This window comes from Stenotrophomonas sp. 57 (assembly GCF_030291075.1).
In the GTDB taxonomy this organism is placed as follows: domain Bacteria; phylum Pseudomonadota; class Gammaproteobacteria; order Xanthomonadales; family Xanthomonadaceae; genus Stenotrophomonas.
This window is the reverse complement of sequence record NZ_CP127407.1, coordinates 1127563-1140863: the sequence shown is the minus strand read 5'-3', so window position 1 is coordinate 1140863 and position 13301 is coordinate 1127563. Positions and strand designations below refer to the sequence as shown.

Here is a 13301-nt window from a genome sequence, read left to right as displayed (position 1 = left end):
TCAGCCCCCCTGCTCGGCCAGCGGCAGTTCGGCCGGCTTCACGCCTGCGGCTTCCAGGATGCTGTCAGCCACCTGGGCCGGGTGCGAGAGCAGCGACACATGGCTGCTGCCGATCGATTGCAGCTGCGCGCCAATGCGCTTTGCGGTGGCCGCCTGCAGCTGCGGCGACAACATGCGGTCGTCACGGCTGAGCACGTACCAGCTCGGCTTGCTGCGCCATGCGGCCACGCGGACCGGCTCACCAAGAGCGCTGGCCTTCAATGGCACCTGCGTGCTGTACAACAGTGCGGCGGTCTTCTTCATCACATCCGGTGCGAAGTCCTGGGCGATGGCGTCGGCTGGCAGGGTCAGGTAGCCGTCCTTCTCCTCCAGGCGCGTCAGGCCCGGGCCGACCGGATAACCCTCGCCCTGCTGTGCCGATGACTGCCCGGCATCCGGTGCGAATGCGGCCACGTACACCAGCGCCTGCACCTTGGGATCGTTGCCCGCTTCGGTGATGACCGTGCCGCCCCAGCTGTGGCCGACCAGCACGACCTTGCCCGGTGCAGCGGCAATCGCGCGACGGGTGGCGGCCACATCGTCGGCCAGCGAGGTGAGCGGGTTCTGCACCGCCACCGCCGGCAGCTTCCAATCGTGCAACGTGGTGATGACCTTGTTCCAGCTGGAGCCATCGGCGAAGGCGCCGTGTACCAGGATGACGGTGGGCGGGGCGCCGGCATCGGCCTCGTCGGCGAACGCCGGCGTCGCGACGCCAGCAAGGGCGAGGGCAGCGGCGAGCAGGGTGATGCGGATCATGGGGGGTACTCCGGTGTTGGGAGTGGCCATTTCCGCCTGGGGATGTATCGGCGCTGTTTCGCTGCGAGGCAGAGTTGTACCGGACTGTAGGGCGGCGGCGGGTTCCTACAGTTGGATACATTCGGCCGCCGGGCATGGCCCGGTGCAACCGCAGCCGGGTGTCCTCGCGCGTACATGCGGGGAACCTTCTCCACCCGATAGCGCCAGGCCATGCCCGGTGAACGCCCGACCCGGCGCCTTTGTATCTGACTGTACGAAACCCCTAACACAGCCACAGTCGCTGACAAAACCCCGGGCAACAGCACACGTTGCCGATACCTGCGCCGCCTGAAATGGCCTCCATCGACCACTGGCCCGCAGGACACCCCCATGATCAGCACCGCCTCTTCCGTGTACACGCCGCGCCTGGACGCCGTCGGCCGCTGGCTCTCGCCATTGGCGCTGCGCACCCTGCTGGCCTGGGAGTTCTTTGAATCCGGCCGCGAGAAGCTGGCCGGCCAGAACTGGTTCGCCGACCTGGAAGGGCGTTTCCCGTTCCCGTTCTCCACCCTGCCTGCGTCACTCAACTGGCAGCTGGCCACCTGGCTGGAACTGGTGGGCGCTGTGATGCTGCTGCTGGGCCTGGCCACGCGCTCGGTGGCCTACATCTTCTGGGTGCTGACCCTTGTTGCCATCGCCGCTGTGCACTGGCCCGGCCAGTGGAACGGCCTGGGCGAACTCTGGCAGGGCTATGCGATCACCGACCAGGGCTACGGCAACTTCAAGCTGCCGCTGCTCTTCCTGGCCATGCTGCTCCCACTGATCCTCAACGGCGGCGGTGCGCTCAGCCTGGACCGCCTGTTGGCCGGCCCGCAGCGCCCCACGGCGGGCAACGACGGCCTCGGCTGGGGCGTTAGCCTGATCGCCCTGCTGCTGCCGGTCGCCGTGCTGCTGCCCGGCGTCGGCTTCGGTGGCGCGCTGCTCGGCGGCGCCCTGCTGTTGGGCTACGTACTGCGCCGTCGCCGCAACGCCTGATCCGCATCGCCCCTCCCCACGCTTCTTGCCTTCGTTTCCGTCGCCTTCAAGCGGCGTCCATCCCGCACGCCCTGCGTGCCAATCCCAAGGAGTCATCATCATGTCCGTCTCGACCAAGAACACCGCTGTTTCCCGTCTGCCGCGCATCGGCGCCATCGGCATCGCTCTGGCCGGTGGCCTGCTGCTGGCTGGCCAGGCCGCCGCGATCCAGCCAATGGCCATCGGTGCCGTGGCGATGAGCGCCGCCGCCGAAGGCAAGTGCGGTGAAGGCAAGTGCGGCGCCAACAAGGCTGCCACCGGCAAGCCTGCCGGCAACGCCAGGGTGGCCGAAGGCCAGTGTGGCGAAGGCAAGTGCGGCGACGCCTCGTTTGCCCGCACCGACCGAGACCACGACGGCCGGGTCTCGCGTGCCGAGTTCAACGCCGTGGCGGCCACGCGCGCCGCCGAATTCGACCGCATCGACACCGACCACGACGGCTACATCAGCGAACAGGAAGCGCACGACTACCTGCGCAGTGTCTACACGGCCAACGGCAAGCCGATGCCGAAGGGCCTGTTCTCCCGCGTCAACGACTGATCGTTTCCCCACCCGGCGCCGCCCTTGCGGCGGCGCCACCGCCCTGGAGTACCGTCGCATGTCCCTGCCCCTGTCTTCCGCCAGCGCTGGTCTCGGCCTGCGCCGTGGCCTGATCGATGAACTGCTGGCGATGCCGGCCAATGCCATCGACTTCCTCGAAGTGTCGCCGGACAACTGGATCGGGGTTGGCGGTGCCCACGGCGCGGCGCTGCGCCAGTTGAGTGAGCGCCATCGCCTGACCTGCCACGGCCTATCGCTGTCGCTGGGTGGTCCGGACCCGCTGGATCGCACGCTGCTGGGACAGACGCGCGCCTTCCTCGATCTGCACCAGGTGCAGCTGTACAGCGAACACCTGAGCTACTGCGCCGCCGGTGGCCATGTCTACGATCTGCTGCCATTACCGTTCACCGCCGAGGCCGTGCGTCACGTTGCCGGTCGCATCCGCCAGGTGCAGGACACACTGGGCCGGCGCATCGCCGTGGAGAACATCTCCTACTACGCCGTGCCGGGTGCGGACATGAGCGAGATCGACTTCATCACTGCAGTGCTGGCCGAGGCCGACTGCGACCTGCTGCTGGACGTCAACAATGTCTTCGTCAACGCCTGCAACAACGGCTACGACGCCTTCGATTTCCTGGCACGCGTGCCGGCGCATCGCGTCGCCTCGCTGCACGTGGCCGGCCACTTCGACGAGGACGATGGCTTCAAGATCGACACCCACGGCGCGCCGGTGAAGGGCGTGGTCTGGGCGCTGCTGCGTGAGGCATATGCACGTGTCGGCGTACGCCCCACCCTGCTGGAGCGCGATTTCAACTTCCCGCCTTTGGCCGAGCTGCTGGCCGAGGTCGAGCAGATCCGCCACGCGCAGGCCGATGTGCTGCTGCCCGAGGTGGCCCATGGCTGAGCCGCTGGGCACCCTGCAGCAGCGCTGGGCCGACCATGTACGCGACCCATCGATGCCCGCGCCTGAGGGCGTCGATGCACGGCTGATGGCAGTCTACCGCCGCCTCTGCATCGACAACCTGGGCAGCCTGCTGGCAGGCAGCCTGCCGCGCCTGCAGGCGCAGCTGGGTGATGCCTGCTGGCGCGACACCGTGGACCACTACTACACGGGGCATGCCTGCCACACCCCGCTGTTCCCGCAGATCGCCGGCGAATTCGCCGCGTGGCTGGGCGTGCAGGCAGACCTCGCGCTGCCAGGCTGGGTGGCGGAACTGGCGCATTACGAAAGCACGCAGCAGGCACTGCACATTGAAGCGCGTGACGCCGGCCAGCAGCCATTGCATGCGCCACAGGCAGGCAGCGTGCTTGCACTGTCTCCGCTGGTGCGGGTGGTGGGCTACCAGTGGCCTGTGAATGAGGATGCCGGGCTGAGCGGTGCGCCGACCACGGTGCCGACGTTGCTGCTGCTGCGACGCCTGGATGACTTCAGCCTGCAGGTGCAGGAACTTGCACCGCTGGCATATGCGCTGCTGTCGGCGTTCGGCGATGACGGCGCCCGTGCGGAAGACGCGCTGCAGGGACTGGCCGACCTGCAGGGCGTGGCCGCCGACGAACTGCGCACAGCCTGCACTCCGCTGCTGGGCGAGCTGTGCGGGGCCGGCGTGCTGGTTGTGCCTAGCGACTGTTGAAGGTGCCGGCCAGAGGCCAGTGCCACCCATCTCCATTCTTCGAGGTCTGATCATGGCTGTTTCGAATACCTCCTCCCTGCACGGCTGGCGCCTGTTCGTGGCCATCGCCGTGGTCCTGATCGCCTTCGCACTGGCGGCGTTCGCCCTGCAGCCCGACGTGGTCGAGGGCAGCCGCGCGGCGATCCGGGTGACGGCACGCACATCGTTCCTGCTGTTCCTGGCCGCCTTCACCGCCTCCTCGTTCGCCAGCCTGCTGCCCGGTCCGTTCACCCGCTTCCTGTTGCGCGAGCGTCGCATCGTCGGCCTGTCGTTCGCGTTCTCGCACCTGCTGCATGCAGTAGCGATCACCGCCTTCGGCATCCTCAACCCCGCGTTCTGGCCGGCGCGCTCGGCCCTGGCCAACCTGCCGGGCACGATCGGCTATGTAGCCATCCTCGCCCTGGCCATCACCTCGCATCGTGGCATCGCCCGCCGCATGGGCCCCACCGCGTGGCGTCGCCTGCACGTGACCGGCATGTGGATCATCGCCGCAGTGTTCACCTATTCGTACTTCAAGCGCGTGCCCGGCAACTTCTGGTACGCGGTGCCCTCCGCGTTGCTCTTCACCGCTGTCGTGGTGCGTGCGATCGCCAAGCGGGCGCAGTCGCTGCGGCGCAATGCGCATGCGCGGCCGCCGCTGTGGAGTTCCTGAGGAGGCCGTTACCTGTAGAGCCGAGCCCATGCTCGGCTGCCCCTGGTTCAGCCGAGCATGGGCTCGGCTCTACAGAGGGATCCCAGCACGATAGACAGCGAATTCCCCGCGGAAAGGGATCTGACCCCACTTCAGGTCACGCGGCACGGCGCAGCGTGATCAGGGTGATTTCCGAGGGCACCCCGATGCGCGCGGGGAATCCGGCCCACAGGCCAGCGCCATTGCTCACGTACAGGGTCATCCCGTCCACCTCGTAGCGGCCGGACACGAAACCACCATTGGCCCGCCTCACCAGCTGGTCCATGCCGATGATCTGCCCGCCGTGGGTATGCCCGGACAACTGCAGCTTCACACCGCGCGCAGCGGCCTCACGCGCATTGCGTGGGCGGTGATCGAGCAGGATCACCGGTGCGGACGGATCGGCACCCTCCAGTGCAGCCTGGAGATCCGGCAGCGGCAGGCCGTAGCGTGCCGCCACCGGGTCGGTGACACCGGCGATGGTGAGCGCCGCATCGCCGCGTCGTACCTGCAGATGACTGTTCTCCAGCACCTGCATGTGCAGCGCGCGGAACGCCTGCATCCAGTCCTGGTACTGCGCGTAGTACTCGTGGTTGCCGGTGATGGCAATGACGCCGTCCGGCGCCTGCAGATCGGCCAACGGACGCGCGTCGTCGCGACGGGCCTCGACGCTGCCATCGATCAGATCGCCAGTGATCACGATCAGGTCCGGCTTCAACGCGTTGCTCTCGGCCACCACCCTGCGCACCCACTCGCCGGTCAGCAGGCGGCTGGCGTGGATGTCGGTCAGCTGCAGCACGCGATAGCCGTCGAATGCGGCCGGCAGATCCTTGATCGCCACGTCGATCTGCCGGGGCTTGGGTACGGCCATGCCCTGGCTGATCCCATAGCCACTCACCAGCAGGGCCAGCAGGCCGACCAGCGGCCGCAGCTTCGGTGCACGCAGGGCCGATACCATGCACGGCCAACGCAGCAGGCGCGAAACCAGCAGGCCGGCGTCCAGTACCAGCATCACCAACGCCAGCAGCAGCACCGCAGTGGAGCCGGTCGCCAGCGCGGCGATCGCCATTTTCGGAATTTCCGGCGACGCCATCGTGCCCCAGAAGGTCGCCACGATGCGCAGCTGCACGGCCACAGCCACCATCAGCAGCGACAGCACGACCTTCAACCCGATGGGCATGCGCAGCGGCCAGAACAGGCGCCAGGCCACATACAGGCCCATCAACAAACCGATCGTACTCAGCACTGCAACCATCCATGACAAAAAACGGGCCCGCCATGGTGACGGCTGCGGGCCATGTTGTGTAGAGCCGAGCCATGCTCGGCTGCATCCCCGAAGCCGAACATGGGCTCGGCCCTACAACGGCTGGTCGAGGTGTTCCACCCGCAGGCGGGCAATGCGGCGCTTCTCCATCGCGAGCACAGTGATGCGCACGCCGGCCACGTCCACCGCATCACCGATGTCCGGCAGGCGTCCCAACTGCTCCAGCACCAGTCCGGAGATGGTCATGTAGTCGGCACTGCGCGGCAGCGACACGCCAGCCAGGCGCTGCAGGTCATCCAGGGTCAACGCGCCATCGGCCTCCCACTGGCCTTCCCCCTGCGCGATCACGCCATAGCGTTCGTCCTGGGTATCGACCAGATCACCGGCAATCGCCGCCAGCAGGTCGTTGGCCGTCACCAGGCCTTCCACGCTGCCGTACTCGTCCACTGCCACCGCCAACGGCACCGGATGCTGGCGGATCAGCTCCAGCGCCTGCAGCGCACTGGCGCTGGACAGCACGTACTGCGGCTCGCGCAGGTTGCCTTCCAGCTGCAGCGGCCTGCCCTGCAGCAGGTCGGCCAGCAGATCGCGGCTCTGCACCACGCCGCGCAGGCTGTCCAGATCACCGTCGCCGACCAGCAGGCGGGTGTGCGGCGACGCCACCAGGCGTGCCACCACGTCTTCCTGGCCACGGGCCAGGTCGATCCACTGCACGTCGGCGCGCACGGTCATCACGCTCGACACCGGACGGTCGGCCAGGCCCAGCACGCTGCGGATCATCTCGTGCTCGGCCGGCTGCAGGCGCTCTTCGGCATCGACGTTTTCGTCAGCGCTTTCGTCGTCGTGGCCATTGGCCGGGCGCGCGCCCAGCATGCGCAGCACCGCATCGGCAGTGCGCTGGCGGAACGGCTGGCGACGCTCGTTGCGCTCGCGGTTGAAGCGCACCCACTGGTTGAATCCCTCAACGAGGATCGAGAAGGCAATGGCCGCGTACAGGTAGCCCTTGGGGATCTTGTAGCCCAGGCCCTCGGCCACCAGGCTGAAACCGATCATCAGCAGGAAGCCCAGGCACAGCACCACCACCGTGGGATGCTTGTTGACGAAGCGGGTCAGCGGCTTGCTGGCCAACAGCATCAATGCCATCGCGATGGTCACTGCGGCGTACATCACGCCCAGGTTGTCGACCATGCCGACCGCAGTGATCACCGAGTCCAGCGAGAACACCGCGTCGAGTACCACGATCTGTGCCACGACCATCGCGAAGCTGGCGTAGACCTTCCTGCCGTTGTCCTCGTGCTGGCGGCCTTCCAGCCGCTCGTGCAGCTCCATGGTGCCCTTGAACAGCAGGAACAGGCCACCGCCCAGCAGGATCAGGTCGCGTCCGGAGAAGCTGTGGTCAAACAGCGTCAGCAGCGGTTCGGTCAATTTCATGATCCACGCCAACGCCGCCAGCAGCACCAGCCGCATCAGCAGGGCCAGCGCCAGGCCGATCACGCGCGCGCGGTCGCGCTGGTGCGGCGGAAGCTTGTCGGCAAGGATCGCGATGAACACCAGGTTGTCGATGCCGAGAACGATCTCCAGCACGACCAGGGTTGCAAGGCCCATCCATATCGAGGGGTCAGCCAACCATTCCATTTCAGGTCCGTTTCGTCAGTAGGTGAGGGAAAAAAGCGATCACTCAGTCAGCGTCCTGTGCCTGCGCCGGGTCATGCCCGAGCAGGTCGCCGGGCGTGCACTGCAGCTCGCGGCAGATCGCGTCAAGGGTGGAAAAGCGGATGGCTCGCGCCTTGCCGGTCTTCAGGATCGACAGGTTGGCCAGGGTGATGTCGATGCGCCCGGCCAGCTCGGACAGGGTCATGCCCCGTTCCTGCAGCATGCGGTCCAGGGTGATGACGATCGCCATCAGATGACACCATCGAGGTCATCGCGCATGGCTGCGCCCACGGCGAAGACGCGCGCAAGCACGAACAACATCAGCACGGCCACCAGGCCAGTGATCGACATGCCACCACCGACTTCCATCCAGGTGAAATCCGGGCCCATCCAGGCCGCATAGGCACCGATCAGGATCGACAGCAGTTCCATCGACAGCATCAGCCAGGCCATGCGCTGCAGGCGCCGTGCATTGGCGTGGGTGAACGGCCGCTCGCGCGCCGCCGACTTCAGCAGCCTCAGCAGATGGCGCAGGAACAGCAGGCACAGCACCAGCAGCGTGACGATCGCGCCCAGGCCCAGGGAGAAGTGCAGGAACAGATCATTGCCATGCGCGGCGGCAGCGGCGCTGTCGTGCACGCTGTCGAGCAGCCAGCGGCGGTCGTGGGCCACCAGCAGCACCGCCAGCAGTGCGGCCAGGATGCCCAGCCAGCACATCGCCCGCACAGCCTGTACGGCGGCCTGGGCCAGGGTGAACAAGCCTCGCGCAGATCTGGCGCGGGCGGGACGAGCGGTCAAGCGGCCTCCGGCATTGGGGTGGCCTCGCCGCCCCGGAGTGGATTTATCGATAAACGATATACCACATGCCGCGTGAAAGGCTGAATCGCGAGCGTGGTCCCTGTCAGGGCCCAGGCGCGCCCTGCTCCAGCATCGCTTCGCCCGGGGCCGCCGAGGCCATCGCCTGCACGCCGGCTTCGGCCGCCTGCCGCGTGACCAGGCGGAAGCGCACCTGCAGCTTGCCCTGCCCCGGCGTGGCCCAGCCGTACTGGATGGCCATCTGATCGGCCGACAGTGGCCCACGCCCTGGCAGCGATCGCACCTGCAACGGCTTGGGTGCGGCCTGCACCAACCGGGCGAATCCCTTCTGCACGACCGCCGCATCGGCCTTCTCGGCGTAGACCGTGCAGGTGCCATCGTCGGCCCAGCTGACCGCATAGCGCCCGCTGGCCAGCGGCACCATCCAGGCCACCCCCGGCTGGCCCTGCAGCAACGTTGCAGCCTCGGCGGGCTGCAGCGGCGACAGCCCGTTGGATTCCATCAACGACTGCAACCGCGCCGGCGCACCGATGTGCTGCATGCAGGCGGTGTCGAACAGTTCGCTGAAGGGATCCTGCACCGGGGCCTTGGCCTTGGGAGTACGCGCGGGTTGCGCCACCGCCAGAGTGGGCAGCAGGGCCAAAGCCAGCCAGAACGCAGGACGCATCGGGATTCCACGCTACGGAAAACAGCAGGGAGGATGGCAAAGCCCGGGCGTGCCGCGCAATGGGTCATTGCTTGACATACGTGGATGACGCCCCCGGTGCACCGGTGATGCCGGCCAGCGGCCGGCACTACCCGGTGCTGTAGCGGTAGACCAGATCATCGGCATCACTGCGCACCGCGCGCGTGTCGAGCACACCGCCCAGGCGCCGCGCGACGGCCTGCGATGCCAGGTTGTCCGGCGCCATGTAGCTGACCAGGGTCGGCAGCTGCGGCACCACAAAGGCCCAATCCCGCAGCGCACCGGCCGCTTCGGTCGCAAAGCCCTGCCTTTCGTGGCCGTCATACAGCAGCCAGCCCAGTTCCTTTTCCGGAAACAACGGGCCGTGATTGATCCCCACCTGGCCGATGCAGGCACCGCTATCGATGCGCTCGATCATCAACGCGCCATGCCCGAACAGATGCCAGCTGGCCAGGTCGTGGCAGAACTGGCCCCACGCCGCGACTTCACCGAACGGACCGCCCATGCCCTGCGCACGCGGCGAAGCGAGGAAGGCGGCATAGACGTTGAAGTCATCCAGCCGTTGCGGCCGCAGCCGCAATCGTTCCGTGTGCAGGGTCGGGATCTCGAACATGGCGGCGCGCGGGCTCAATACACCGCCAGATGACCGCAGCCACGGCGCTGCGGCTGTCCTTCCATCGTGACCTGCACGCTGGCCTGGGTATCCCTGCCTTCTGCATCGCGGCACGACGCGCGCTTGATCTCGACGATGGCCGGTTGCCTGCCGAGTTCACCGTTGAGCACGATCAGCGAGCTGGGCACACCCGCCGGCTGGCCGCGATAGCGCAGCGCGCCCTTCCAGGTACGGCCATCGGCATTGAGGCGGGCATCGAGGTTGCCCTTGCCCGTCGAGGCGATCTCGATGCTCCAGCCCTCACCACCACCGGTGAAGGACGGCACCGGGCTCAGGTCGGCAGCGATGGAGGGATGCCGTGGCTCGTCGGCCAGGGACTGCGCGGGCGTGGTACATCCTGCAAGCAGGCCGGCCAGCACGCCGGCCGCAGCAAGGGCGATGGGACGCATGACCATGTCGGGCTCCTGCAGGCATCGGGGCCGCCAGTCTAGGCGGCGCAAGGTGCGTCGGTGATGAATGCCACCGATCAACGCGCAATGCGACCTCCGCCTGCCACCCTTACCCGGTCGCGGCCCTGTGCCTTGGCCTGGTACATGGCCGCGTCGGCGGCACGCAGCAGGCTGCGCCAGCCGAGCGCATCGGTTCCCCCTTCGGCCACCCCGAAGCTGGCGGTGACCTGCAGCACACCACCATCGGCCAGTGCGATATCCATCTGATGCAGGGCCACGCGCAGGGACTCGGCCAATTGGCGGCCACCGGCCAGATCACCGTCGGCCAGCAGCACCAGGAACTCCTCACCACCATAGCGGGCGATGCTGTCGCTGCGGCGCAGGTGCCGTTGCAGCAACTTCGCCACCTGCACCAGCACTTCGTCTCCGGCATCGTGGCCGTGGCCGTCGTTGATCGCCTTGAACCGGTCCACGTCCAGCAGGATCACCACGGCGCCGGCGCCTCCTTCGGCATGGCGCTGCTGCACCTTTTCTTCCAGCGCGCGCCGGTTCAACAGCCCGGTCAATTCATCGGTACCCGCCAGCTGGCGCAGTTCGCTGGTCAGCGCAGAGCGCTCGCGCGACTTCTCGCGCAGGACTTCGATCGCATCGAACAGGCGCTGCATTTCGGCCAGCGGGTGGGTGACATGCTGCTCCGGCCCGGGTGCCTCCGAAGCAATCTGGATGACCTGCTTCTGCGCCTGCAGCAGCGGCCGCAGGATCTGCCGGTGGGCAATGCGCAGGGCCACGCCCAGTACCAGCAACGTACCCAGCACCGTCGCCACCAGCACCACCAGGCGCGTTGCTTCACGGTTGCGGGTGCGTTCGAAGCGGGCGATGGACACGTTCAGGAAGCCGTCGCGCAATGCTTCCAGCGATTGCAGGGTCGGCACGTAACGCTGAGTGAACTCGGCCGCGGTCCACGGCGGAGGCAGGCCGCGGCGACCGTCTTCGATCAGTTGCTCGATCATCGGCAGCGATTCGCCGAAGAACTGACGGCGCGCCATGTCCCAGTGCCAGGACAGCACCGGGTCGCTTCGAAACACCGACTCATGGCTGCCCGCCAACCGCCACAGTTCCAGCAGGCGCCCCTCGGTCTGCTGGGCCGCGCGTACCTGCTCGTCGCGCCAGGCGCCGGGAACCGCCACCGGCGCCATCACGTTCGAGGCCAGGCGGCCACCATGTTCGCGCAGGTCGATCAGTACCTGGCCCTGCATCGCCGGAATCGCTGCTTCGCGATCGGCGGCGACCAGCACATTGATCTGGGCGGAGGTGAGCCGGTGCAGGCGATCGACCACGGCGAACATGCTGTTGATCGCACGCTCCACCTCTTCCACCTGGCGCGCATCGTGTGGCCGGGCTGCCACCCGGTCGACGGCGGCACGTGCAGCGTGCAGCCGGCGTCGTGCGTCGGCCAGCAGACCCTGCCCGTCGACCACGCCCGGGTCAGCCTTGAACGCCGTGTCCAGCTGCAGCATCGCGGCATCCACGCGTCTGCGCGCCGCTGCCAGCTGGGCGCCAAGCCGCGCCTGCTCGGCCGCATCATGGGGATCGGCGCCGAGCAGGCTGTTGGCCGGGCCGCGCTCGGCCGACACCAGGTTGGCCAGATCGAAGGTCTGCCGCAGCTGGCGCAGGCTGGCCAGGTTGTCTTCGGTACCGGTGTAGCGCAGCGTGCCCTGCATCAGGGCGATGGCCATCAAGGGCAAGGTGCAGACCACGAACAACCCGGTGAGGATCCAGACCCAGGTCCGCAACCCGATGGGTGATGCCTTGCCGGCCATGCAAATTTCCCCTGACGTGCCGATCACTGTAGCGGCCGGTTCCGGCAGCGCCAAGCCAGCGCCGTGCAGACCGTGGCGACGGGTATCGCACAACGACCGCGAACGCGCCGACAAGACGGCAAGGCCCGCCTCAGCGTAGTGGAAATGTCACATCAGGCCGGGTCAGATCCAGCGCTGATCGACCAGCTCACGCTTCACGTAGGCATAGAACACCGGCGCTGCCACCAGGCCGGGCAGGCCGAATGCCGCCTCCATCACCAGCATCGCCAACAGCAGCTCCCAGGCACGGGCCTGGATCTCGCCGCCGACGATGCGTGCGTTGAGGAAGTACTCCAGCTTGTGGATCACGATCAGGTACAGCAGCGCGGCCACCGCCACATAGAACGAGACCGACAGCGCGACGATGGTGATGATGGTGTTGGAGATGATGTTCCCCACCACCGGCAGCAGGCCGGCGATGAAGGTGATCAGCACCAGCGTCTTGGACAACGGCAGGTGCACGCCGAACAGCGGCAGCACGCCCAGCAGGAAGATCGCCGTGAACACGGTGTTGAGCAGCGAGATCTTCACCTGCGCGAACACCACCTGGCGGAACGCGGTGGCCAGGCGGCTGGTGCGGCCGACCAGCTCCTGCGCCAGCGGCCCGAGCTGTGGCAGCGGCAGTTCGTCATACAGCGCGATCATCGCGCCCAGCACCATGCCGATCAGCACCCGTACGCCAATCTGCACCGCCGAGGTACCGGCCACGCCCAGCTGGCGCTGGTGCTCTGCCGCCCAGTCGTTCAGTGCCGTGCGCAGCGCGGGCATGTCCTCGGGAATATACGGCTGCAGCAGCGCCGGCACCTGATGGCGCGAGCTGTTGAGGATCTCCATCAGATGCCCCAGCAGTGCATCCGGGCCACCGGTCTCGGTACGGAAGAACGAGGCGACGCCGATACCGGCCATCACCAGCGCACTGATGATCACCGCCGACAGCACGATGACCGCGATCGCGCGCGCACGTCCCGGCGGCAGCTTGCCCTCGACCGTGGACGCCAGCACGTGGGTCAGCTGGAACACCAGCAGGCCCGACAGCAGGGTCACCACCAGGCCCAGCTTCAGCGCCAGCCACATGCCCAGCAGCATCATCAACCAGGCCGCGATCCTCGGAACAGGGGGCTTGGACTGGGCTACGAGGGCGTCTTGCATGGGGGGCACGTCCGGGCGGGGTGGCCCATGGTAGAGGATTGGAGGCGACGATTCCGCGCGCAGGATGAATGGCTGTCTGGCAGCGCG

The 13301-nt window shown here is 67.5% G+C and carries 15 protein-coding genes; 5 read left to right on the top strand and 10 right to left on the bottom strand.

Annotated elements, in window-relative coordinates; genetic code table 11:
* Entirely contained in the window at window positions 1-795 is a 795-nt protein-coding gene (locus QP512_RS05240; RefSeq protein WP_286071210.1) for an alpha/beta hydrolase, read from the bottom strand.
* Between the two features lie 369 nt (window positions 796-1164).
* Between QP512_RS05240 and QP512_RS05235 the strand changes: the two genes are divergently transcribed.
* The 5 genes from QP512_RS05235 (at window position 1165) to QP512_RS05215 (ending at window position 4708) form a co-directional block, all read left to right on the top strand.
* Window positions 1165-1809 carry a DoxX family protein gene (locus tag QP512_RS05235; RefSeq protein ID WP_286071209.1) on the top strand — a complete coding sequence of 215 codons (645 nt, stop codon included), beginning with the start codon at window positions 1165-1167 and terminating at the stop codon, window positions 1807-1809.
* Between the two features lie 100 nt (window positions 1810-1909).
* Window positions 1910-2386 (top strand): EF-hand domain-containing protein, encoded by a 477-nt coding sequence (locus tag QP512_RS05230; protein WP_286071208.1) that lies wholly within the window; start codon window positions 1910-1912, stop codon window positions 2384-2386.
* Between the two features lie 58 nt (window positions 2387-2444).
* Window positions 2445-3290 (top strand): DUF692 domain-containing protein, encoded by an 846-nt coding sequence (locus QP512_RS05225; RefSeq protein ID WP_286071207.1) that lies wholly within the window; start codon window positions 2445-2447, stop codon window positions 3288-3290.
* Window positions 3283-4017 carry a putative DNA-binding domain-containing protein gene (locus tag QP512_RS05220; RefSeq protein ID WP_286071206.1) on the top strand — a complete coding sequence of 245 codons (735 nt, stop codon included), beginning with the start codon at window positions 3283-3285 and terminating at the stop codon, window positions 4015-4017. Before QP512_RS05225 ends, QP512_RS05220 begins: the two co-directional genes overlap by 8 nt.
* Window positions 4018-4069: 52 nt before the next feature.
* Entirely contained in the window at window positions 4070-4708 is a 639-nt protein-coding gene (locus QP512_RS05215) for a ferric reductase-like transmembrane domain-containing protein (RefSeq protein WP_286071205.1), read from the top strand.
* A gap of 136 nt (window positions 4709-4844) precedes the next feature.
* Here the strand turns inward: QP512_RS05215 and QP512_RS05210 are convergent, their stop codons facing one another.
* The 9 genes from QP512_RS05210 to QP512_RS05170 all read right to left on the bottom strand — a co-directional run bounded on the left by QP512_RS05210 (window position 4845) and on the right by QP512_RS05170 (window position 13214).
* Window positions 4845-5981 (bottom strand): metallophosphoesterase, encoded by a 1137-nt coding sequence (locus tag QP512_RS05210; RefSeq protein ID WP_286071204.1) that lies wholly within the window; start codon window positions 5979-5981, stop codon window positions 4845-4847.
* Window positions 5982-6083: 102 nt separating this feature from the next.
* Window positions 6084-7625 (bottom strand): TerC family protein, encoded by a 1542-nt coding sequence (locus QP512_RS05205; protein ID WP_286071203.1) that lies wholly within the window; start codon window positions 7623-7625, stop codon window positions 6084-6086.
* 43 nt (window positions 7626-7668) lie between these two features.
* The gene (locus tag QP512_RS05200; RefSeq protein ID WP_005408494.1) at window positions 7669-7893 is read right to left on the bottom strand and encodes a helix-turn-helix transcriptional regulator; all 225 of its coding nucleotides are present in this window, start codon (window positions 7891-7893) and stop codon (window positions 7669-7671) included.
* Window positions 7893-8360, bottom strand: coding sequence for a DUF2975 domain-containing protein (locus tag QP512_RS05195; RefSeq protein WP_286071992.1), 468 nt, complete (start codon window positions 8358-8360; stop codon window positions 7893-7895). Before QP512_RS05195 ends, QP512_RS05200 begins: the two co-directional genes overlap by 1 nt.
* Before the next feature lie 184 nt (window positions 8361-8544).
* Window positions 8545-9126 carry a hypothetical protein gene (locus QP512_RS05190; RefSeq protein ID WP_286071202.1) on the bottom strand — a complete coding sequence of 194 codons (582 nt, stop codon included), beginning with the start codon at window positions 9124-9126 and terminating at the stop codon, window positions 8545-8547.
* A 127-nt stretch (window positions 9127-9253) separates the two neighbouring features.
* Entirely contained in the window at window positions 9254-9775 is a 522-nt protein-coding gene (locus QP512_RS05185) for a GNAT family N-acetyltransferase (protein WP_286071201.1), read from the bottom strand.
* Window positions 9772-10212 carry a hypothetical protein gene (locus QP512_RS05180; RefSeq protein WP_286071200.1) on the bottom strand — a complete coding sequence of 147 codons (441 nt, stop codon included), beginning with the start codon at window positions 10210-10212 and terminating at the stop codon, window positions 9772-9774. The genes QP512_RS05185 and QP512_RS05180 overlap by 4 nt, the downstream gene beginning before the upstream one ends.
* Window positions 10213-10283: 71 nt before the next feature.
* Window positions 10284-12026 (bottom strand): GGDEF domain-containing protein, encoded by a 1743-nt coding sequence (locus QP512_RS05175; protein WP_286071199.1) that lies wholly within the window; start codon window positions 12024-12026, stop codon window positions 10284-10286.
* 162 nt (window positions 12027-12188) lie between these two features.
* Window positions 12189-13214 (bottom strand): AI-2E family transporter, encoded by a 1026-nt coding sequence (locus tag QP512_RS05170; protein WP_286071198.1) that lies wholly within the window; start codon window positions 13212-13214, stop codon window positions 12189-12191.
* Between the last annotated feature and the right edge of the window lie 87 nt (window positions 13215-13301).

Bases quoted from the DNA above. Each gene is read 5' to 3' on its own strand.
- QP512_RS05200 (WP_005408494.1), bottom strand. From the start codon at position 7,893: ATGGCGATCGTCATCACCCTGGACCGCATGCTGCAGGAACGGGGCATG.
- QP512_RS05230 (WP_286071208.1), top strand. From the start codon at position 1,910: ATGTCCGTCTCGACCAAGAACACCGCTGTTTCCCGTCTGCCGCGCATC.
- QP512_RS05220 (WP_286071206.1), top strand. From the start codon at position 3,283: ATGGCTGAGCCGCTGGGCACCCTGCAGCAGCGCTGGGCCGACCATGTA.
- QP512_RS05180 (WP_286071200.1), bottom strand. From the start codon at position 10,212: ATGGTCATGCGTCCCATCGCCCTTGCTGCGGCCGGCGTGCTGGCCGGC.
- QP512_RS05190 (WP_286071202.1), bottom strand. From the start codon at position 9,126: ATGCGTCCTGCGTTCTGGCTGGCTTTGGCCCTGCTGCCCACTCTGGCG.
- QP512_RS05205 (WP_286071203.1), bottom strand. From the start codon at position 7,625: ATGGAATGGTTGGCTGACCCCTCGATATGGATGGGCCTTGCAACCCTG.
- QP512_RS05195 (WP_286071992.1), bottom strand. From the start codon at position 8,360: ATGTGCTGGCTGGGCATCCTGGCCGCACTGCTGGCGGTGCTGCTGGTG.
- QP512_RS05235 (WP_286071209.1), top strand. From the start codon at position 1,165: ATGATCAGCACCGCCTCTTCCGTGTACACGCCGCGCCTGGACGCCGTC.
- QP512_RS05240 (WP_286071210.1), bottom strand. From the start codon at position 795: ATGATCCGCATCACCCTGCTCGCCGCTGCCCTCGCCCTTGCTGGCGTC.
- QP512_RS05210 (WP_286071204.1), bottom strand. From the start codon at position 5,981: ATGGTTGCAGTGCTGAGTACGATCGGTTTGTTGATGGGCCTGTATGTG.
- QP512_RS05175 (WP_286071199.1), bottom strand. From the start codon at position 12,026: ATGGCCGGCAAGGCATCACCCATCGGGTTGCGGACCTGGGTCTGGATC.
- QP512_RS05215 (WP_286071205.1), top strand. From the start codon at position 4,070: ATGGCTGTTTCGAATACCTCCTCCCTGCACGGCTGGCGCCTGTTCGTG.
- QP512_RS05170 (WP_286071198.1), bottom strand. From the start codon at position 13,214: ATGCAAGACGCCCTCGTAGCCCAGTCCAAGCCCCCTGTTCCGAGGATC.
- QP512_RS05225 (WP_286071207.1), top strand. From the start codon at position 2,445: ATGTCCCTGCCCCTGTCTTCCGCCAGCGCTGGTCTCGGCCTGCGCCGT.